General features: G+C 62.9%; 17 protein-coding genes and 2 tRNA genes. All 19 read left to right on the top strand.

From position 1 onward, the window contains the following. Positions 1-43: 43 nt before the first annotated feature. The 19 genes from secG to nusA all read left to right on the top strand — a co-directional run bounded on the left by secG (position 44) and on the right by nusA (position 18,227). Entirely contained in the window at positions 44-484 is a 441-nt protein-coding gene (secG, locus tag ACW7G6_RS04350; RefSeq protein WP_456979619.1) for a preprotein translocase subunit SecG, read from the top strand. 131 nt (positions 485-615) lie between these two features. After that, a tRNA-Leu gene (locus ACW7G6_RS04345) sits at positions 616-700 on the top strand. 90 nt (positions 701-790) lie between these two features. After that, positions 791-1,147, top strand: a complete 357-nt coding sequence (locus ACW7G6_RS04340; protein ID WP_456961725.1) for an NADH-quinone oxidoreductase subunit A — start codon at positions 791-793, stop codon at positions 1,145-1,147. Then, positions 1,138-1,716, top strand: coding sequence for a NuoB/complex I 20 kDa subunit family protein (locus ACW7G6_RS04335; RefSeq protein ID WP_456961724.1), 579 nt, complete (start codon positions 1,138-1,140; stop codon positions 1,714-1,716). The genes ACW7G6_RS04340 and ACW7G6_RS04335 overlap by 10 nt, the downstream gene beginning before the upstream one ends. Continuing rightward, the gene (locus ACW7G6_RS04330) at positions 1,709-2,437 is read left to right on the top strand and encodes an NADH-quinone oxidoreductase subunit C (RefSeq protein ID WP_456979618.1); all 729 of its coding nucleotides are present in this window, start codon (positions 1,709-1,711) and stop codon (positions 2,435-2,437) included. The genes ACW7G6_RS04335 and ACW7G6_RS04330 overlap by 8 nt, the downstream gene beginning before the upstream one ends. Before the next feature lie 98 nt (positions 2,438-2,535). Further along, entirely contained in the window at positions 2,536-3,765 is a 1,230-nt protein-coding gene (locus tag ACW7G6_RS04325) for an NADH-quinone oxidoreductase subunit D (RefSeq protein ID WP_456979898.1), read from the top strand. A 28-nt stretch (positions 3,766-3,793) separates the two neighbouring features. After that, complete coding sequence (nuoE, locus tag ACW7G6_RS04320; protein ID WP_456979617.1) at positions 3,794-4,321, top strand: NADH-quinone oxidoreductase subunit NuoE; 528 nt, start codon at positions 3,794-3,796, stop codon at positions 4,319-4,321. 8 nt (positions 4,322-4,329) lie between these two features. Then, positions 4,330-5,685, top strand: coding sequence for an NADH-quinone oxidoreductase subunit NuoF (nuoF, locus tag ACW7G6_RS04315; RefSeq protein WP_456979616.1), 1,356 nt, complete (start codon positions 4,330-4,332; stop codon positions 5,683-5,685). Beyond that, positions 5,682-7,943, top strand: a complete 2,262-nt coding sequence (nuoG, locus tag ACW7G6_RS04310; RefSeq protein WP_456979615.1) for an NADH-quinone oxidoreductase subunit NuoG — start codon at positions 5,682-5,684, stop codon at positions 7,941-7,943. The genes nuoF and nuoG overlap by 4 nt, the downstream gene beginning before the upstream one ends. A 5-nt stretch (positions 7,944-7,948) precedes the next feature. Then, positions 7,949-9,010, top strand: coding sequence for an NADH-quinone oxidoreductase subunit NuoH (gene nuoH / locus ACW7G6_RS04305; protein ID WP_456979614.1), 1,062 nt, complete (start codon positions 7,949-7,951; stop codon positions 9,008-9,010). Positions 9,011-9,019: 9 nt separating this feature from the next. Then, entirely contained in the window at positions 9,020-9,508 is a 489-nt protein-coding gene (nuoI, locus tag ACW7G6_RS04300) for an NADH-quinone oxidoreductase subunit NuoI (RefSeq protein ID WP_456979613.1), read from the top strand. Positions 9,509-9,516: 8 nt separating this feature from the next. Beyond that, the gene (locus ACW7G6_RS04295) at positions 9,517-10,170 is read left to right on the top strand and encodes an NADH-quinone oxidoreductase subunit J (protein WP_456979612.1); all 654 of its coding nucleotides are present in this window, start codon (positions 9,517-9,519) and stop codon (positions 10,168-10,170) included. A 5-nt stretch (positions 10,171-10,175) separates the two neighbouring features. Beyond that, positions 10,176-10,493 carry an NADH-quinone oxidoreductase subunit NuoK gene (nuoK, locus tag ACW7G6_RS04290; RefSeq protein ID WP_456979897.1) on the top strand — a complete coding sequence of 106 codons (318 nt, stop codon included), beginning with the start codon at positions 10,176-10,178 and terminating at the stop codon, positions 10,491-10,493. A gap of 13 nt (positions 10,494-10,506) precedes the next feature. Then, positions 10,507-12,564, top strand: coding sequence for an NADH-quinone oxidoreductase subunit L (gene nuoL, locus ACW7G6_RS04285; RefSeq protein WP_456979611.1), 2,058 nt, complete (start codon positions 10,507-10,509; stop codon positions 12,562-12,564). 40 nt (positions 12,565-12,604) lie between these two features. Further along, the gene (locus tag ACW7G6_RS04280) at positions 12,605-14,104 is read left to right on the top strand and encodes an NADH-quinone oxidoreductase subunit M (protein WP_456979896.1); all 1,500 of its coding nucleotides are present in this window, start codon (positions 12,605-12,607) and stop codon (positions 14,102-14,104) included. Between the two features lie 53 nt (positions 14,105-14,157). Beyond that, a complete protein-coding gene (gene nuoN / locus ACW7G6_RS04275; protein ID WP_456979610.1) occupies positions 14,158-15,600 on the top strand; it encodes an NADH-quinone oxidoreductase subunit NuoN in 1,443 nt (480 codons plus the stop codon). Positions 15,601-15,815: 215 nt separating this feature from the next. Further along, positions 15,816-15,892: transfer RNA gene (locus ACW7G6_RS04270), tRNA-Met, on the top strand. Positions 15,893-16,108: 216 nt separating this feature from the next. Next, a complete protein-coding gene (locus tag ACW7G6_RS04265) occupies positions 16,109-16,735 on the top strand; it encodes a ribosome maturation factor RimP (RefSeq protein WP_456979609.1) in 627 nt (208 codons plus the stop codon). A 4-nt stretch (positions 16,736-16,739) separates the two neighbouring features. Continuing rightward, complete coding sequence (gene nusA / locus ACW7G6_RS04260) at positions 16,740-18,227, top strand: transcription termination factor NusA (protein WP_456961713.1); 1,488 nt, start codon at positions 16,740-16,742, stop codon at positions 18,225-18,227. Positions 18,228-18,269 lie beyond the last annotated feature (42 nt).

The raw sequence follows: 18,269 nt of genomic DNA, 5'->3' as shown, positions 1-18,269 counted from the left end.
CCGGTTCCGGTTCACCCCGGACGATTGACTGAAGAGCTTTCCGATGCTGTTGTTCCTCAACGTCATCTATTTGATTATCGCGATCGCCATGATCGCCATGATCCTGATGCAACGCGGCGCAGGTGCGCAAGCGGGCGCAGGGTTTGGCGGCGGTGCGTCGGCGACCGTGTTCGGCGCGCGCGGTGCATCGAGTTTCCTGTCCAAGTCGACCAAATGGCTGGCCATCACGTTTTTCTGCATCAGCATGTTCATGGCGTGGCAGGCTACCAAGGTGCTCGGCCCGGCCGCGGCAAGTCAGGATCTTGGCGTGATGTCGCAGGTGCCGGTTGCGCCCGCACTGCCCCAGGAGAATGCGGCCGTTCCCGCGCCCATTCCCGCAGCGCCGGAGCAGGCGACACCCGTGCCCGTGCAGGCCCCGATCGATGCCGACGGCGTGCCAGCAGTCCCCGCCGACGCAGAGACACCGAAACCCGTCGGCAACTGAGGCAGCGCGATACAATTGGAGCAAAGTGACGTCCGGCATGGAGCGCCGGGTGTCCGGTCATGATGACCAAAAACCGTCGTTGCCCAGTGATGGGGCGCGGAGTCAGGGATGAAGGAGGTTTTGGAGATTGTGCCCAGGTGGCGGAATTGGTAGACGCACTACCTTGAGGTGGTAGCGGCTTAGGTCGTGGGGGTTCGAGTCCCCCCTTGGGCACCACTCCAGTTTGCATTAGTCAACGGTACCTACGCAGTCTGGTGCCGCCGAGCCAAGTCCGCGTTCGCGCGGCGTAGCCGAGAGAGAACGGAAGTGCTGGGCGAATATCTGCCGACCCTGTTGTTCCTTATTGTCGCCACCGGTATTGGCGTGGTGCTGTTGGTCGCCGGCTACGTGCTCGGCCCCAGGCGCCCGAGTCTGGCCAAACTGTCTCCTTATGAATGCGGATTCGAAGCATTCGAAGATGCGCGCATGCAGTTCGACGTGCGCTACTACCTGATCGCGATCCAGTTCATCATCTTCGACCTGGAGATCATCTTCATCGTGCCGTGGGCAACGGTATTCCGGGATCTTGGCCTGGTCGGCCTGGTCGAGATGGCGATCTTTGTCAGCATGTTGCTGTTGAGCTTCATCTATGTTTGGAAGAAAGGGGCGCTGGAATGGGAGTGAGTGAGACCATCTCGGGTCTGATGCACAATCCGGTACCGGTAGGGCGCCTGGATGACATCCTGCTCCCCGAGGCTGACAACCCGTTGATGCAGCAGGGTTTCGTCACCACCAACCTGGATGCGCTGTGGAACTGGGCGCGAACCGGGTCGATGTGGCCGGTGTCGTTCGGCCTGGCCTGTTGCGCGGTGGAAATGATGCACGCCGGCGCGGCGCGCCTGGACCTGGACCGTTACGGCGTGATCTTCCGCCCGTCACCGCGCCAGTCCGACGTGATGATCGTGGCCGGCACGCTGGTCAACAAGATGGCCCCGGCGCTGCGCAAGGTCTACGACCAGATGCCCGACCCCAAGTGGGTGATCTCGATGGGCAGCTGCGCCAACGGCGGCGGCTACTACCACTATTCCTACTCCGTCGTGCGCGGGTGCGACCGTATCGTGCCGGTGGACATCTACGTGCCGGGTTGCCCGCCAACGGCCGAGGCGCTGGTGTACGGCATCCTGCAACTGCAGAAGAAGATCCGTCGTGGCACCAACTTTGGTGGGGCCAAGCAGGGTGTGCGGGATGAATGAGTCCGTTGCAGCCTATGCCGATCGCTTGCGCGAGCGTTTCGCCGATGGCCTGGTGACGGTGGCGGAGCCGCGTGGCGAGATCACCCTGGATGTCGATCCGACCCAGTGGCTGGCGGCGGCGCTGGCGTTGCGCGACGAGTTCGGTTTCGAGCAGTTGACCGATGTCAGCGGCGTCGACTACCTGAGCTACGGCAGCGATGAGTGGAATACCGAAGCCACGTTCGAGGGATTCTCGCGCGGCGTCGAAGGCAAAGGCCCGGGGCGCTTTGTCTGGGGCGAGTCGCCCAACGGTGCGGCCGACGCGCCGGATCGCCGGTTTGCCGCGGTCGCCCACCTGTTGTCCTACCAGCACAACCGACGGCTCCGCCTGCGCACCTTTGCCGCGGACGACGCGATGCCGGTCGTGGACTCGCTGACCTCGGTCTGGGCGGGCGCGAACTGGTTCGAGCGTGAGGCGTTCGATCTGTTCGGCATCATTTTCGAGGGCCACCCGGACTTGCGCCGGATCCTTACCGATTACGGCTTCATCGGTCACCCGTTCCGGAAGGACTTCCCGCTGATCGGCAACGTCGAGGTCCGCTACGACGCGGAGAAGAAGCGCGTGATCTACGAACCGGTATCGATCGAGCCGCGGGTATTGGTGCCGCGGGTGATCCGCGACGACTCGCGCTACCAGACCGCTGTCAGTGAATCGGCGGCCCGTCGCGAGGTCAAGCCATGAGCACGCCCACCCACCAGATGCCGCTGGTCAACCAGACCCGACTCGACCCCAGCCCCATTTCCGGGTTGAAAGGCAGCCCGGAGATCCGCAACTACACCATGAACTTCGGCCCGCAGCATCCGGCCGCCCATGGTGTACTGCGCCTGATCATGGAAATGGACGGCGAGGTCGTGCAGCGTGTCGACCCGCATGTGGGCTTGCTGCATCGCGGTACCGAGAAGCTCGCCGAGTCCAAGCCGTTCAACCAGTCCATCGGTTACATGGACCGGCTCGACTACGTGTCGATGATGTGCAACGAGCACGCCTATGTGCGGGCGATCGAAACCCTGCTGGACATCGAGGTGCCGGAGCGCGCGCAGTACATCCGCACCATGTTCGACGAGATCACCCGGCTGCTGAACCACCTGATGTGGCTGGGCTCCAACGCCCTCGATCTGGGTGCGATGGCGGTGATGCTGTACGCGTTCCGCGAGCGCGAGGAGCTGATGGATTGCTACGAGGCGGTGTCCGGGGCGCGCATGCATGCGACCTACTACCGCCCCGGCGGTGTCTTTCGCGACCTTCCGGGGCAGATGCCGCGTTACAAGGAGTCGCCGTGGCGCAAGGGCGCCAAGCTCAAGCGCTTCAATGACTGGCGCGAAGGCTCGATGCTCGATTACCTGGAAGCGTTCTGCAACGACTTCCCGCATCGCGTGGACGAGTATGAAACCCTGCTGACCGACAACCGGATCTGGAAGCAGCGCACGGTCGGAATCGGCGTGATCAGCCCGGAGCTGGCCAAGGCCTGGGGCATGACCGGCGTGATGTTGCGCGGCTCGGGTGTTGCCTGGGACCTGCGCAAGAAGCAGCCGTACGCGAAGTATGCGGAGATGGATTTTGATATCCCGCTGGGCACCGAAGGTGATTGCTACGACCGTTACCTGGTCCGTATCGCCGAGATGCGTCAATCGACCCGGATCATTCAGCAGTGCGTCAAATGGCTGCGGGTGAATCCCGGCCCGGTGATGGTCGACAACTACAAGGTGCGGCCGCCAGAACGCGAGGAAATGAAGGAGTCGATGGAAGCGTTGATCCATCACTTCAAGTTCTTCACCGAGGGTTACTGCGTGCCCGCTGGCGAGACCTACTGCGCAGTGGAGGCACCCAAGGGCGAGTTTGGCTGCTACCTGGTATCGGATGGCGCCAACAAGCCTTTCCGGGTCAAGTTGCGCGCGCCTGGTTTCGCGCATCTGTCGTCAATGGACACGGTCGTCCGGGGCCATATGCTGGCCGACGCCGTGGCGATGATTGGTACCTATGACCTCGTGTTCGGCGAGGTGGATCGCTGACCGTGGCGATCGCTGAGGATTTGAAAGCATGAAAGCGACTGGAAATTTCGAGGCGTGCAAGAACGTCGACCCGATGGTTGCGTTGTCGGATGACACCCGCGCGCACATCGATCACTGGGTGGCCAAGTTCCCGCCCGAGCGCAAGCGTTCGGCCGTGATCCAGGGGTTGTTCGCCACCCAGGAGCAGAACCGCGGCTGGCTGAGCGACGAGCTGATCTGCGCGGTGGCCAAGTACCTGGGCCTGCCGCCGGTGCATGCCTACGAAGTGGCCAGCTTCTACTCGATGTTTGCCCTGGAGCCGGTGGGCCGCAACAACGTCGCCATCTGCACCAACATCAGTTGCTGGCTCAACGGCGCCGAGGACCTGGTTGCCCACGCAGAGAAGAAGCTGGGCTGCAAACTGGGCGAATCCACTGCCGACGGCCGCGTCTTCCTCAAGCGCGAGGAAGAGTGCGTCGCCGCGTGCTGTGGCGCACCGGTGATGCTGGTCAACGGCCATTACCACGAGAAGCTCGACGCGGAGCGCCTCGACGCACTGCTTGACGGGCTGGAGTGAGAGGCGGCATGGCACATCACGATTATTCCAAGGGCTACGGTCCGGTCGGTCCTGCTCCGCAGGAGCACAGTGTCGTTTACACGACGCTTCACTACGACACGCCGTGGTCGTATGACAACTACCTCAAGACTGGCGGTTACAGCGCCTGGCGGAAGATCCTCGATGAGAAGATCGCGCCGGCCGACGTGGTCGAGATGGTCAAGCAGTCCGGTCTGCGGGGACGCGGCGGCGCGGGCTTTCCGACCGGCCTGAAGTGGAGCTTCATGCCCAAGGGCGACGAGGTCCAGAAATATATCCTGTGCAATTCCGATGAATCCGAGCCGGGCACCTGCAAGGATCGCGACATCCTGCGTTTCAACCCGCATTCGGTGATCGAGGGCATGGCGATCGCCTGCTATGCGACCGGCTCGACGGTGGCCTACAACTACCTGCGCGGCGAGTTCCACCATGAGCCGTTCGAGCGTATCGAGCAGGCGCTGAAGGACGCCTACGACAACGGCTGGCTGGGCAAGGACATTCTTGGCTCGGGCATCGATATCGACATCCATAATGCCTTGGGTGCGGGTGCCTATATCTGTGGTGAAGAAACCGCATTGATGGAGTCGCTGGAAGGCAAGAAGGGCATGCCGCGCTTCAAGCCGCCATTCCCGGCCAACTTCGGCCTGTACGGCAAGCCGACCACGATCAACAACACCGAGACCTACGCCTCGGTGCCGACCATCATCCGCAACGGTCCGGAATGGTTCCTCAACCTGGGCAAGCCGAACAATGGCGGCGCCAAGGTGTTCTCGGTGTCCGGCCACGTCGCCAAACCGGGCAACTACGAGATCCGCCTGGGTACACCGTTCTCCGAGTTGCTGGAGATGGCCGGGGGCATTCGTCCAGGCCACAAGATCAAGGCGGTGATCCCCGGTGGCTCCTCGATGCCGGTACTGCCGGGCGAGACCATGATGGGTGTGACCATGGATTACGACGCGTTGCAGAAGGCCGGCTCCGGCCTGGGCTCCGGCGCGGTGATCGTGATGGACGAGACCGCCTGCATGGTGCGCGCCTGCCAACGCATCGCGCGGTTCTATTACAAGGAAAGCTGCGGTCAATGCACGCCATGTCGCGAAGGCACCGGCTGGATGTACCGCATGATCAGCCGCGTCGTCGACATGCGCGCGACCGTGGAGGATCTCCAGGTGCTGCGCGAATCCGCCGGACAGATCGAGGGGCACACCATCTGTGCATTCGGTGAAGCCGCTGCATGGCCGGTGCAGGGGTTCCTGCGCCATTACTGGGCGGAGTTCGAGTACGCCATCGTGAACAAGCGTTTCCTGGTGGATGACCAGCGCGACGGGCGCGTGGAGAAGGTGGCATGAGCGCCGAAGCGGAAAACACCAGCGTCGCCCCGGTAGTGCCGGAAGGGCATGTCGCGATCGAGATCGATGGCGTCGCGACCACCGCGCCGAAGGGTTCGATGATCATCCAGGCCGCGGACAAGATCGGCATTCCGATCCCGCGGTTCTGCTACCACGACAAACTGTCGATCGCGGCGAACTGCCGGATGTGCCTGGTGGACGTGGAGAAGATGGGCAAGCCCGCGCCGGCCTGCGCCACGCCGGTCATGGATGGCATGAAGGTCCGCACCCGCAGCGAGAAGGCGTTGAAATCGCAGCGCAACGTGATGGAGTTCCTGCTGATCAACCATCCGCTGGACTGCCCGATCTGCGACCAGGGTGGCGAATGCGAGTTGCAGGACCTGTCGCTCGGTTACGGCCGCTCGGTGAGTCGTTTTGCGGAACGCAAACGCGTGGTCGCCGATGAGGACATCGGGCCGCTGGTGGCGACCGAGATGACCCGTTGCATCCATTGCACCCGGTGCGTCCGATTTACCGCCGAGATTGCGGGGACCTACGAGTTGGGTGGCATGTATCGCGGCGAGGACCTGCAGATCGGGACCTACGATGGCAAGCCGCTGACCACCGAGTTGTCCGGCAACGTCATCGACGTGTGTCCGGTCGGTGCGTTGACCAACAAGCCGTTCCAGTTCCGCGCCCGCGCCTGGGAGATGCAGGCGCGCGAGTCGCTGGGTTACCACGACGCGCTGGGCAGCAACTTGTTCCTGCACGTGCGCCGTAGCGAGGTGATGCGCAGCGTGCCGCGCGACAACGACATGGTCAACGAGTGCTGGCTGTCGGATCGCGATCGCTATTCACATCAGGGCCTGTACGCGAGTGACCGCGCACTGGAACCGATGATCAAGGACGGTGGCCAGTGGCGTGATGCCACATGGGAGGAGGCGCTGGCGAAAGCCGCGACCATCCTGCGTGACAACGCGGCCGACCAGTTGGGGATGCTGGTGCACCCTGCGACCACCAATGAGGAGGGCGCTTTGCTGGCCCGTCTTGGCGACTTGCTCGGGACGGGCAATATCGATCACCGCCTCAGTCAACGCGACCTGTCCGACGCCGCGATCGCCGATGTCTTCCAGATGCAGGTCGCCGATGTCGAACAGGCCGACCTGGTGGTTATCGTCGGCGCCAACCTGCGGCACGAACTGCCGTTGGTGAACGCACGGGTTCGCAAGGCGTGGCAGAACGGCGCCAAGGTCCACGTGGTCAACCCGGTTGATTTCGACCAGACCTTCGACCTTGCCGGCAAGCAGATCGTGGCACCGTCCAGGCTGGCTGCAGCGCTTGCCGATACCGGGCTGCGCGATGTGGCCAAGGCGGCTTCGCGTGCGGTGGTGTTTATTGGCGCGCTGGCCGAGAACAGCCAGTACGCCTCCGCGATCCGGGCCGCCGCAGCCGATTTTGCGGCAGCGACCGGTGCGCGCCTGTGCCGGATTCCGCAGGGTGCCAATGCCGTCGGGCTGGCCGATCACGGCGTGTTGCCGACCGCACGCGACGCCGGCGCCATGCTGCGCGAGCCGCGTACCGCCTACCTGCTGTACGGGGTTGAGCCGGGCCTGGATTTTGCCGATACCGCCGCCGCCTTGAAGGCGTTGGGAAGCGCGCAGGTCGTCGCGTTCAGCCATTTTGCGTGCGAGTCGACCCGTGCGGTCGCCGACGTGATCCTGCCGATCGGTCTGTTGCCCGAAATCGACGCCACCCTGACCAACGTCGATGGCCGTGAACAAGCGGCGGTAGCGGCTGGCAAGCTCCCGGGCCAGGCGCGTGCCGGCTGGCGCGTGTTGCGTGCCCTGGGCGGTCAACTTGGCGGGGACTCGGTTGCGCAAGGCTTTGAATTCACTGATCTGGCTGGCTTGCGCGCGAGCATGGTCAAACGCGAGGTCAAGCCGGTTGCCGGCCAGGGCCTGTCCGTCGATGCTTCCGGTGAGGGTCTGGAGATTGCCACCAGTGTGGCGATCTATCGCTGCGATGCGGTCGTGCGCCGCGCTTCCGCGCTGCAGGCCCATCCGCTTAATGTGGGTCCGCGAGCGATGATCCATCCTTCCGACGCCGGGCAACTGGGACTGGAAGACGGTGCCACCGGCAAGTTCAACACCAATGCGGGCACGGCCACCTTGCCTGTGCTGGTCAGCGACCAGGTCGCGGCCGGCACGGTGTGGATTGAAAGCGGTTACGGCGCCACCGCACCCATGGGCGCCGGGCGCGCCAAGGTACGGGGAGCGTGAGCGTGATGAATGACCTGATCACTCCGTTCCACGGCTGGCTGAGTTCCTTCGGGGCGGTAGGGACCGTCGCCTGGCTGGTATTGATGATCCTGGCCATCACGGTGCCACTGATCATTGCGGTGGCGTTCTATGTGCTCTGGGAGCGCAAGCTGATCGGCTGGATGCATGTCCGTATCGGGCCCAAGTACGTCGGTTTCGGCGGTCTGTTGCAGACGTTCGCCGACGTGTTCAAGCTGCTGTTCAAGGAGTTGTTGCAGCCGTCAGCGGCCTCGCCGTTCCTGTACAAGTTGGCGCCGATGCTGGCGCTGATTCCGGCGCTGGCGGCGTGGGCGGTAATCCCGTTTGACGCCCAGGTCGTGCTGTCCAACGCCAACGCGGGCCTGCTGTACCTGTTGGCGATGACCTCGATGGGGGTCTACGGCGTGATTCTTGCCGGCTGGGCGACCAACTCGAAGTACGCGCTGTTGGGTGCGATGCGCGGCGCGGCGCAGATGGTCGCCTACGAGATCGCAATGGGCTTCGCGCTGGTCGGGGTGATGGTGGCCGCCGGGAGCTTGAACCTGACCGAAATCGTGATGGCGCAGTCCGGTAGTGCGGGCCTGTTCGAGTGGTTCTGGTTGCCGTTGCTGCCGTTGTTCGTGATTTATTTCGTGTCCGGCGTGGCCGAGACCAACCGGCTGCCGTTCGACATGGTCGAGGGCGAGTCGGAAATCACCGGCGGCCACCTGGTCGAATACTCCGGCGCCGGTTTCGCGCTGTTCTTTCTGGCCGAATACGCGAACATGATCCTGATCAGCTTCCTGGTCTCGATCTTCTTCGTTGGTGGCTGGCTGAGCCCGCTGCAGGGTCTGGGCATTCCGCTGTTGTCGGTGGATGGCTGGTGGTGGCTGTTTGCGAAGGTGTTCTTCTTTGCCAGCTGCTTCATCTGGTTCCGCGCCTCGTTCCCGCGCTATCGCTACGACCAGATCATGCGCCTGGGCTGGAAGGTATTCGTTCCGCTGGCGATCTTCTGGATCGTCGTGGTCGCGCTGATGGCGTATTTCGGCGTGTTCGTGCCGGGGCAATAAGGTAGAGCCATGACTCGCATCGTTTCCTTCTTCAAAAGCCTGCTGCTCATCGAGCTGTTACGTGGCATGGGATTGACCCTCAAGTACGCGTTCAAGACCAAGTACACGTTGATGTATCCGATGGAAAAGACGCCGCAGTCGCCGCGTTTCCGGGGCATCCATGCACTGCGCCGGTATCCCAACGGCGAGGAGCGTTGCATCGCCTGCAAATTGTGCGAGGCGGTATGCCCGGCACTGGCGATCACGATCGATTCGGAGAAGCGCGAAGACGGCAGCCGCCGCACCACGCGCTATGAGATCGACCTGTTCAAATGCATCTATTGCGGCTTCTGCGAGGAGTCCTGCCCGGTGGATTCGATCGTGGAAACCCATATCCACGAATACCACTTCGACCAGCGCGGCCAGAACGTCCTCACCAAACCGCAGCTGTTGGCCATCGGCGACCGGCTTGAAGCCGAAATCGCAGAACGTCGTGCCACCGACGCACCCTTCCGCTGAGTGCCCCCATGGATTTTGTCTTCATAGCCTTCATTGTTTTTTCCCTTGCGGCGATCGCGGCGGCAACCGCCGTCATCAGTGTCCGCAATCCGGTGCATTCCGCGCTGTCGCTGGTACTGACATTCTTCTCGGTGGCTTGCGTGTGGATCATCGGCGACGCCGAGTTCCTCGGTGTGGCGCTGGTGCTGATCTATGTCGGCGCGGTGATGGTGCTGTTCCTGTTCGTGGTGATGATGCTGGACATCGACATCATCCCGCTGCGCGAGGGGTACGTGCGCTATCTGCCGGTCGGGTTGCTGGTTGCGGTAGTGATGCTGGTGGAGATGCTGGTACTGATCGGTGCGAAAGCGCTGATGGACACGCCGTTCCCGGTCGATGGCGCGGCCGCCGCCGGCCTGCCCAATACCGAATGGCTGGCGCACGCGTTGTTCACCGAATTCCTGCTGCCGTTCGAAACCGCGGCGGTGATCCTGACCGTGGCGGTGATCGCGGCGGTAACGCTGACGCTGCGCCCGCCCCGTGAAGGCGGCAAGAAGCAGAACCCCGGCGACCAGGTGCGGGTGCGGGTTGCCGACCGGCTGCGCGTGGTCAAGATGGACGCGGTCAAACCGCGACCGCTGGATGACGTCGATAGCACGGGCAATCCCGGGGAGGGCAAGTAATGGATATGTTCGCTTCAGGCTTGGCGCTGGGCCACTTCCTCACTCTGGGAACCGTGCTGTTCTGCATCTCCGTGGCCGGGATATTCCTCAACCGCAAGAACGTCATCGTGTTGCTGATGTGCATCGAGCTGATGCTGCTTTCGGTCAACATCAACTTCGTGGGGTTCTCACGTGAGCTCGGTGACCCGTCTGGCCAGGTGTTCGTGTTCTTCATCCTGACCGTGGCCGCGGCAGAGGCCGCCATCGGCCTGGCGATCCTCGTCACGCTGTTCCGTAACCGGCGCACGATCAATGTCGCCGAAATTGACTCGTTGAAGGGCTGATCGGATGTCGGGTATGGAGTTCGCCATTTCCAAGTGGGTGCTGCTGGCCATCGCGCTGGCACCGCTGTTGGGCACGATCATCGCGGGCTTCTTTGGCCGCAGGATCGGTCGCACCGGTGCACACAGCGTCACCATTGCCGGGCTGGCGGTGAGTTGTGCGCTGTCGGGGTGGGTGCTGTGGCAACTGGTCGGGCAGGGCGCGGCGCCGTTCAACGAGAACCTCTACACCTGGTTCAAGGTCGGCGGGTTCGAGGCACACATCGGCTTCATGGTCGACACGCTGACCGCGATGATGCTGGTGGTGGTGACCTCGGTATCGCTGCTGGTGCATATCTACAGCATCGGCTACATGGCCGGCGACGACGGTTATCAGCGCTTCTTCAGCTACATCAGCCTGTTCACCTTCTCGATGCTGATGCTGGTGATGAGCAACAACTTCCTGCAGCTGTTTTTTGGCTGGGAAGCGGTGGGCCTGGTGTCATACCTGCTGATCGGCTTCTGGTTCAAGCGTCCCAGTGCGGTGTTCGCCAACCTCAAGGCGTTCATGGTCAACCGGGTGGGTGATTTCGGCTTCATCCTGGGTATTGCCGCGGTGGCGTGGCATTTCGATTCGCTCGATTACGCGACCGTGTTTGCCAACGCGCCAAGCCTGGTAGGGGAGTCCATTGCGGTCTTCGCCGGCCATGAGTGGTCGATCGCGACGGTGATCTGCATCTGCCTGTTTATCGGCGCGATGGGGAAATCGGCGCAGGTTCCGTTGCATGTGTGGCTGCCGGACTCGATGGAAGGCCCGACCCCGATCTCGGCGCTGATCCACGCCGCGACGATGGTCACCGCGGGCATCTTCATGGTGGCCCGGATGTCGCCGCTGTTCGAGTTGTCCGATACCGCGTTGCAGCTGGTCCTGTTCCTGGGCGCGACGACCGCGTTTTTCACCGGCCTGATCGGCATCGTGCAGAACGACATCAAGCGCGTCATCGCCTATTCGACGCTGTCGCAGCTGGGCTACATGACGGTTGCGCTGGGCGTGTCCGCCTACAGCGCGGCGGTGTTCCACCTGATGACCCATGCGTTCTTCAAGGCGCTGCTGTTCCTGGCGGCCGGTTCGGTGATCATCGGCATGCACCATCAGCAGGACATGCGCCGGATGGGCGGGCTGAAGAAGTACATGCCGATCACCTACTGGACCATGTTGCTGGGGACGTTGGCGCTGGTCGGTACGCCGTTCTTCAGCGGCTTCTACTCCAAGGACACCATCATCGAGGCGGCGCACCACGCCAGCCAGCATGGTGGATGGATTGCCCAGTACGCCTATTGGGCCGTGCTTGCGGGCGCATTCGTGACCGCGTTCTACAGCTTCCGTCTGCTGTACCTGACCTTCCATGGCGAGGAGCGGTTCCGTAATGCGCCTCCGGCGCACGAGGCCGGGCATGATGACCATGGCGAGGAGCACGGCAGCCACGAACCACACGAGTCACCGTGGACGGTGACCGTGCCGCTGATCGCGCTGGCGGTTCCTTCGGTGGTGATCGGATTCTTCACCGCGGGTCCGGTGTTGTTCGGGACCAATTGGAATGGGGATATCGGGCAGCTTCCATTCTTCCTCGGCTCGATCGACGTGGCGGCGGCGCGTGACGTGGTGGCAACGCTTGCCAGCCAGGTCTGGCACGGCCCGGTTGCATTCGCGCTGCACGGGTTCATGGCGCCGACGTTCTGGCTCGCGTTTGCCGGTTTCGCGCTGGCTACGGTGATGTATCTGTGGAAGCCCGAGCTGCACGCCAAGGCACGCAGGGTCTTTGCGTGGCCGGTCCGGGTATTGGAAAACAAATACGGTTTCGACACGCTGTGGATCAAGGGACTTGCCGGTGGAAGCGTCCAGTTGGGCAAGGCGTCACGAATGATCGACAGCCGGTTGATCGATGGCGTTGCCGTCAATGGCAGTGTTCGCGTAGTCGAGCTGATCGCCAACCTGAGCCGCCGGATCCAGTCCGGCTTCCTGTACCACTACGCTTTTGTGATGATTATCGGCTTGATCGTGTTGCTGGCCGCACTCATCCGCAACCTGATCTGAGAAGGACCGCGACGTGACCCCAGAGCCTTTACACAGCGCGCTGCCTTTGCTGAGCATGATTGTCTGGTTGCCGATCATCGGCGGCCTGCTGACCCTCGCATTGGGCAATGAACGCGCCAACGCCGCGCGCTGGTTTGCCACCGCGGTGGCGACCGTCACCCTGGCGTTGAGCGTGTTGCTGTTCACCGGGTTTGATGCTGGCACCGCTGCGATGCAATTCGTGGAGAACAACGCCTGGATCCCGGCTTTTGATGTGCGCTACCACCTCGGGGTTGACGGATTCTCGGTCCCGCTGATCGGATTGACCGCCCTGACATCGATGCTGGTGCTGGTCTATGCCTGGAGCGTGGACAAGCGCGTCAGCCAGTACTACGCATCGTTCCTGATCCTGGAAGGCTTGATGATCGGGGTGTTCAGCGCGCTGGACTCGATGCTGTTCTACGTGTTCTTCGAGTGCATGCTGATCCCGATGTTCATCATCATCGGCGTCTGGGGCGGGCCGCGCCGCGTCTACGCCGCGATGAAGTTCTTCCTGTACACGTTCCTCGGCTCGCTGTTCATGCTGATCGCGCTGATCTACCTGTACATGAAGGGTGGCAGCTGGCAGATCGCCGACATGGTCCAGTTGCAGCTGTCGGCGGGCGAACAGACCTGGATTTTCTTCGGTTTCCTGCTCGGGTTTGCGATCAAGATCCCGATGTTCCCGGTCCATACCTGGCTGCCCGACGCCCACGTCGAGGCGCCGACCGCCGGCTCGGTGATCCTGGCCGCGATCATGTTGAAGATCGGTGGCTATGGCTTCCTGCGTTTTGCCTTGCCGATCGTGCCCGACGCCGGCGCCGAGTGGGCCTGGCTGATGATCGCCTTGAGTCTGATCGCGGTAATTTATGTCGGACTGGTCGCCCTGGTCCAGGAGGACATGAAGCGGCTGGTGGCGTACTCGTCGGTCGCGCACATGGGCTTCGTGACCCTGGGTACCTTCATTGCCTTCGGACTTGTCCGCGACTTCGGCGACATGGACGCCGCGCGGCTGGGCCTGCAGGGCGCGATGGTGCAGATGGTCAGTCATGGCTTCATCTCGGCGGCCCTGTTTACCTGCATCGGCGTGCTGTACGACCGCCTGCACACGCGCAGCATCAAGGATTACGGCGGCGTCGCGGTGATGATGCCGATGTTTGCGGTGTTCTATGTGCTGTTCGCGATGGCCAACTCCGGCTTGCCCGGGACGTCGGCGTTCGTGGGCGAGTTCATGGTCATCCTGGCCAGCTTCCAGAGCAATCCGTTGATCGCGCTGGGAGCAGCACTGACGTTGATCATCAGCGCCGGCTACAGCCTGTGGCTGGTCAAGCGCGTGCTGTGGGGACCGGTGGTCAACGAGCCGGTCAAGACCATGAAGGACATCGGCGCCCGCGAGTTGTTCGTGCTGGGCGTGTTCGCGGCCGGAACCTTGTTTATTGGCGTATGGCCGAAGCCGTTGACCGACATGATGGAACCGTCCATCGCCAACCTGGCGATGCAGATCGCTGCCTCCAAACTGTAGACACGCCCAGTCGGGCGCTCGTGCCATAAGCACCGACCTATCAGAGATTGCCAATGATCCACGTACGCTCCGCCGCCGAATTGATGCCGTTGTTGCCGGAACTGGTGCTGGTCGGCGGCGCTTTCGCGCTGCTGATGCTCGACCTGTTCCTGTCCGACCGCCGCCGGGTGATGGTTCATGTCCTGGCGATGGTGTTGTTGCTGGTCACCGCTGGCCTGATCGCCTGCGGCGTCGGCGGCCACGCCACGGTGTTCAGTGGCATGTTCGTGCGCGACACCATGGCCGATGTACTGAAGGTCGGCATCGCCATTGCGACCGCGTTGTCGATGGTCTATCTGTGGCCCTACATGCGCGATCGCGGCATCTACAAGGGCGAGATGTCGGTGCTGATGCTGTTTGCAGCGCTGGGCATGATGCTGCTGGTCTCCGCCGGCAGCCTGGTGATGATCTACGTCGGGCTGGAAATGCTGGCGTTGTGCTCGTACGCGCTGGTGGCGATCGACCGCGACAACCCGCTGGCCTCGGAGGCGGGAATCAAGTACTTCGTGCTGGGTTCGCTGGCATCGGGCCTGCTGCTGTACGGCCTGTCGTTGATCTACGGCGCCACCGGCACGCTGGACCTGGATGCCATCGCGCTTGCCGCGCAGACCACCTCGTCGCAGACAATGCTGGTGACCGGCGTGGTGTTCGCGGTAGTCGGCATCGGTTTCAAGTTTGGCGCTGCTCCGTTCCACATGTGGCTGCCCGACGTCTACCACGGTGCGCCCACCCCGATCACCCTGTTCATCGGCTCGGCGCCCAAGCTGGCGGCGTTCGGGATGACCTTCCGCCTGCTGGAGCAGGGGCTTGGACCGGCAGATGACCACTGGCGGATCATGCTGGCCGCGCTGGTGGTGCTGTCGCTGGCGATCGGCAACCTCGGCGCGCTGATGCAGAGCAATTTCAAGCGCATGCTCGCTTACTCGACCGTCTCCCACGTCGGCTTCCTGCTGATGGGCTTTGCCGGGGCAGGGGCGATTGGCTTTGCCGCGGCGATGTTCTACGCGATCAGCTACGCGCTGATGGCCGCGGCGGCCTTCGGTGCGATCGTGGTGCTGTCCAGCCGTGGTTTTGAAGCCGATGAACTGGCGGACTACAAGGGGCTCAATGCCCGCAATCCGTGGATGGCCGGGATGGTCCTGCTGGTGATGTTCTCGTTGGCCGGCGTGCCGCCCTTCATTGGCTTCTGGGCGAAGCTGGCGGTGTTGCAGGCGGCGATCCAGGGCGACATGTTCTGGCTGGCCATCGTCGGCATCGTGTTTGCGGTGATCGGCGCGTTCTACTACTTGCACGTGGTCAAGATGATGTACTTCGATGAGCCGGTCGGCGAGATGCCGCCGCCGTCGCAGAACCGTCCGTTGCGGATCGTGTTTGGCGTCAATGCGGTCGCGCTGTTGGTGCTTGGCCTGGCTTGGAGCCCGATCATGGAGTGGTGCCAGCGCTCATTCGGGCCCTGATTGCCGGGGTTTGGCCGCGTTTCCGCACTTGCGGGACGCGCTTGTGCGACAAGTTTTGCAACAAGTGCGTGGGTCGGTTAAGCTCTGCCTCCCCCAACCGGGGCGAGGCCATGAAATGGGGCCCCGGGTTGGATCGGCGCTAGTAGTGTCGAGCAAAGAAAAAGCCTGATCGGGCTTGCGAAGTTCAAAGTCCGCCGCTATCATGGGCGGCCTGATGCGGGGTGGAGCAGTCTGGCAGCTCGTCGGGCTCATAACCCGAAGGTCGCAGGTTCAAATCCTGCCCCCGCTACCAGCTTCGGCCGGGACTGCAGTGTTTGGGCAGTTCGCTGAAAGCCTCGTTTAGAGGCTTTCTTTTTTGGCCAACAGCTCGGGCTTGGTGACGCGTTCTGCTCGCGCGTCACACCGACATCCAGCGGTACGGACAAGGGGCCCAATGGGCCCTTTGTTGCATTTGCAGTATTGACTCGCGGATCGACGCGCCAGTTGCCAATCGCAGGAGTAGGAACGCGTGACGGACAAAGCGGCCGAAATCTCTCAATTGCTGGCCCCCACGGTTGCTTCGTTGGGTGTCGAGCTATTGGGCATCGAGTACCTCCCGTCCCCGGGTGGGGCGGTTGTCCGGCTGTATATCGATTTGCCCGCGAGCGAGCTGGCCAGCGGTGACGCCCAAGCGGGTGACGATGGCACCGATGACGGTGCGCCACGAGCGGTCTCCATCGAAGACTGTGAGGCCGTCAGCCGCGAGGTTTCCGCCCAGCTCGACGTGGAAGATCCGATCAGCGGCAACTACACCCTGGAAGTGTCTTCCCCCGGGCTTGACCGGCCGTTGTTCACCGCCGCGCATTTCACCCGCTTTATCGGTGAAACTGCGAAGGTTACGTTGCGGCTGCCGCAAGACGGTCGTCGTCGCCTGACCGGTGTGATTTCACAGGTCACCGACGACGACATGACCTTCCTGGTCGACGGCGCGCCGCTGGTGATCCAGCAGGACAATGTCGACAAGGCTCGTCTGGTCCCGGACTGGGCGGCGTTGGGACTCGAGCCCAGCAAGCCCGGCTCCAAACCGGGACAGCGCAAGAATCCAACCAACACACCAACCAACAAGCCGGCGGCAAAGCCGTCCTCGGCGGAGTAAGCAGATGAGCAAGGAACTGTTGCTGGTCGTTGATGCGGTAGCCCATGAAAAGGGCGTGCCGGAATCGGTGATCCTCGAAGCGATCGAGGCGGCACTGGCGTCTGCGGCGAAGAAGCGTTACCACGATGAAGACGTGCTGGTCCGGGTCAAGATCAATCCCGAGGACGGCAGTTACGAAACCTTCCGCCGGATGGAGGTGGTTGCCGACGACGTGGTGATGGAGTCGCCTGACCGCCAGCTGCGCCTGATGGACGCCATCGACGAGGTCGAAGGGGTCGAGGTTGGCGACTACATCGACGAGCAGATCGAGAACCCCGGCTTCGGCCGCATTGCAGCCCAGGCCGCGAAGCAGGTCATCGTGCAGCGGGTGCGTGACGCCGAGCGCGCACAGGTCATCGATGCATGGAAGGATCGTGTCGGCGAGCTGGTGACCGGCATCGTCAAGCGGGTCGAGCGCGGCAATATCTATGTCGACCTTGGCGGCAACGCCGAGGCGATCATTCCCAAGGACAAGGGTATCCCGCGTGATGTGCTGCGCGCCGGCGACCGCGTTCGTGGCTACCTGTATGACGTGCGCCCCGAGCCACGTGGGCCGCAGTTGTTCATCAGCCGCGCGGCCCCGGAATTCATGATGGAGCTGTTCCAGCTGGAGGTTCCGGAAGTCGGCCAGGGCCTGGTGTCGATCATGGGTTGCGCGCGTGATCCAGGCGATCGCGCCAAGATCGCGGTACTCGCCCATGACAACCGCACCGATCCGATCGGCGCGTGCATCGGCATGCGCGGTTCACGCGTGCAGGCGGTGACCAACGAGCTCAACGGCGAGCGGGTCGATATCGTGCTGTGGTCGGACAACCCGGCACAGTTCGTGATCAACGCCATGGCGCCGGCTGAGGTGCAGTCCATTATCGTTGATGAGGACAAGCACTCGATGGACCTGGCGGTAGCCGAGGATCGTCTCGCCCAGGCGATCGGCAAGGGCGGCCAGAACGTACGCCTGGCCAGCCGCCTGGCGGGTTGGCAGCTCAACGTGATGACCCAGGACCAGGTCACCGAGAAGACCGAGACCGAGCAGGCTGTCGCGCGGCAGTTGTTCCAGAGCCGGCTGGAGGTCGACGAGGAAATCGCCGCGATCCTGGTCAGCGAGGGGTTCAACACGGTGGAGGAAATCGCCTATGTCCCGGTCGGGGAGTTGTTGGCAGTGGAGGGTTTCGACGAAAACATCGTCGAGGAGCTCCGCGCCCGCGCCCGCGATGCGTTGCTGAACGAGGCATTGGCGGCCGAGGAAGTGCTGGACGAGCATCATCCGGCCGAAGACTTGCTGTCGCTGGAAGGCATGGACGACGAGTTGGCGTTCGCGTTGGCGGCGCAGGGCGTGGTCACGCGCGATGATCTGGCCGATCTGGCGACCGATGAGCTGGCCGAACTGGAAAACGTGGACGAGGCCCGGGCCGCGGCACTGATCATGGAAGCGCGCAAACATTGGTTTGAGTAGGACGGCCGAACAAGGCCGCCGAGTAGAACGGTAAAGGTTGTT

The organism is Lysobacter sp. A421, from assembly GCF_054052145.1.
Note: the sequence above shows the minus strand (reverse complement) of the source record. Positions and strands in the feature narration are given on the sequence as shown.

What these genes read in the sequence shown, in the direction of transcription:
- nuoG (WP_456979615.1), top strand. Translation starts at nt 5,682, where the DNA reads ATGAGCGCCGAAGCGGAAAACACCAGCGTCGCCCCGGTAGTGCCGGAA.
- nuoN (WP_456979610.1), top strand. Translation starts at nt 14,158, where the DNA reads ATGATCCACGTACGCTCCGCCGCCGAATTGATGCCGTTGTTGCCGGAA.
- nuoL (WP_456979611.1), top strand. Translation starts at nt 10,507, where the DNA reads ATGGAGTTCGCCATTTCCAAGTGGGTGCTGCTGGCCATCGCGCTGGCA.
- nuoF (WP_456979616.1), top strand. Translation starts at nt 4,330, where the DNA reads ATGGCACATCACGATTATTCCAAGGGCTACGGTCCGGTCGGTCCTGCT.
- nusA (WP_456961713.1), top strand. Translation starts at nt 16,740, where the DNA reads ATGAGCAAGGAACTGTTGCTGGTCGTTGATGCGGTAGCCCATGAAAAG.
- ACW7G6_RS04330 (WP_456979618.1), top strand. Translation starts at nt 1,709, where the DNA reads ATGAATGAGTCCGTTGCAGCCTATGCCGATCGCTTGCGCGAGCGTTTC.
- nuoE (WP_456979617.1), top strand. Translation starts at nt 3,794, where the DNA reads ATGAAAGCGACTGGAAATTTCGAGGCGTGCAAGAACGTCGACCCGATG.
- nuoH (WP_456979614.1), top strand. Translation starts at nt 7,949, where the DNA reads ATGAATGACCTGATCACTCCGTTCCACGGCTGGCTGAGTTCCTTCGGG.
- nuoK (WP_456979897.1), top strand. Translation starts at nt 10,176, where the DNA reads ATGTTCGCTTCAGGCTTGGCGCTGGGCCACTTCCTCACTCTGGGAACC.
- secG (WP_456979619.1), top strand. Translation starts at nt 44, where the DNA reads ATGCTGTTGTTCCTCAACGTCATCTATTTGATTATCGCGATCGCCATG.
- nuoI (WP_456979613.1), top strand. Translation starts at nt 9,020, where the DNA reads ATGACTCGCATCGTTTCCTTCTTCAAAAGCCTGCTGCTCATCGAGCTG.
- ACW7G6_RS04335 (WP_456961724.1), top strand. Translation starts at nt 1,138, where the DNA reads ATGGGAGTGAGTGAGACCATCTCGGGTCTGATGCACAATCCGGTACCG.
- ACW7G6_RS04295 (WP_456979612.1), top strand. Translation starts at nt 9,517, where the DNA reads ATGGATTTTGTCTTCATAGCCTTCATTGTTTTTTCCCTTGCGGCGATC.
- ACW7G6_RS04325 (WP_456979898.1), top strand. Translation starts at nt 2,536, where the DNA reads ATGAACTTCGGCCCGCAGCATCCGGCCGCCCATGGTGTACTGCGCCTG.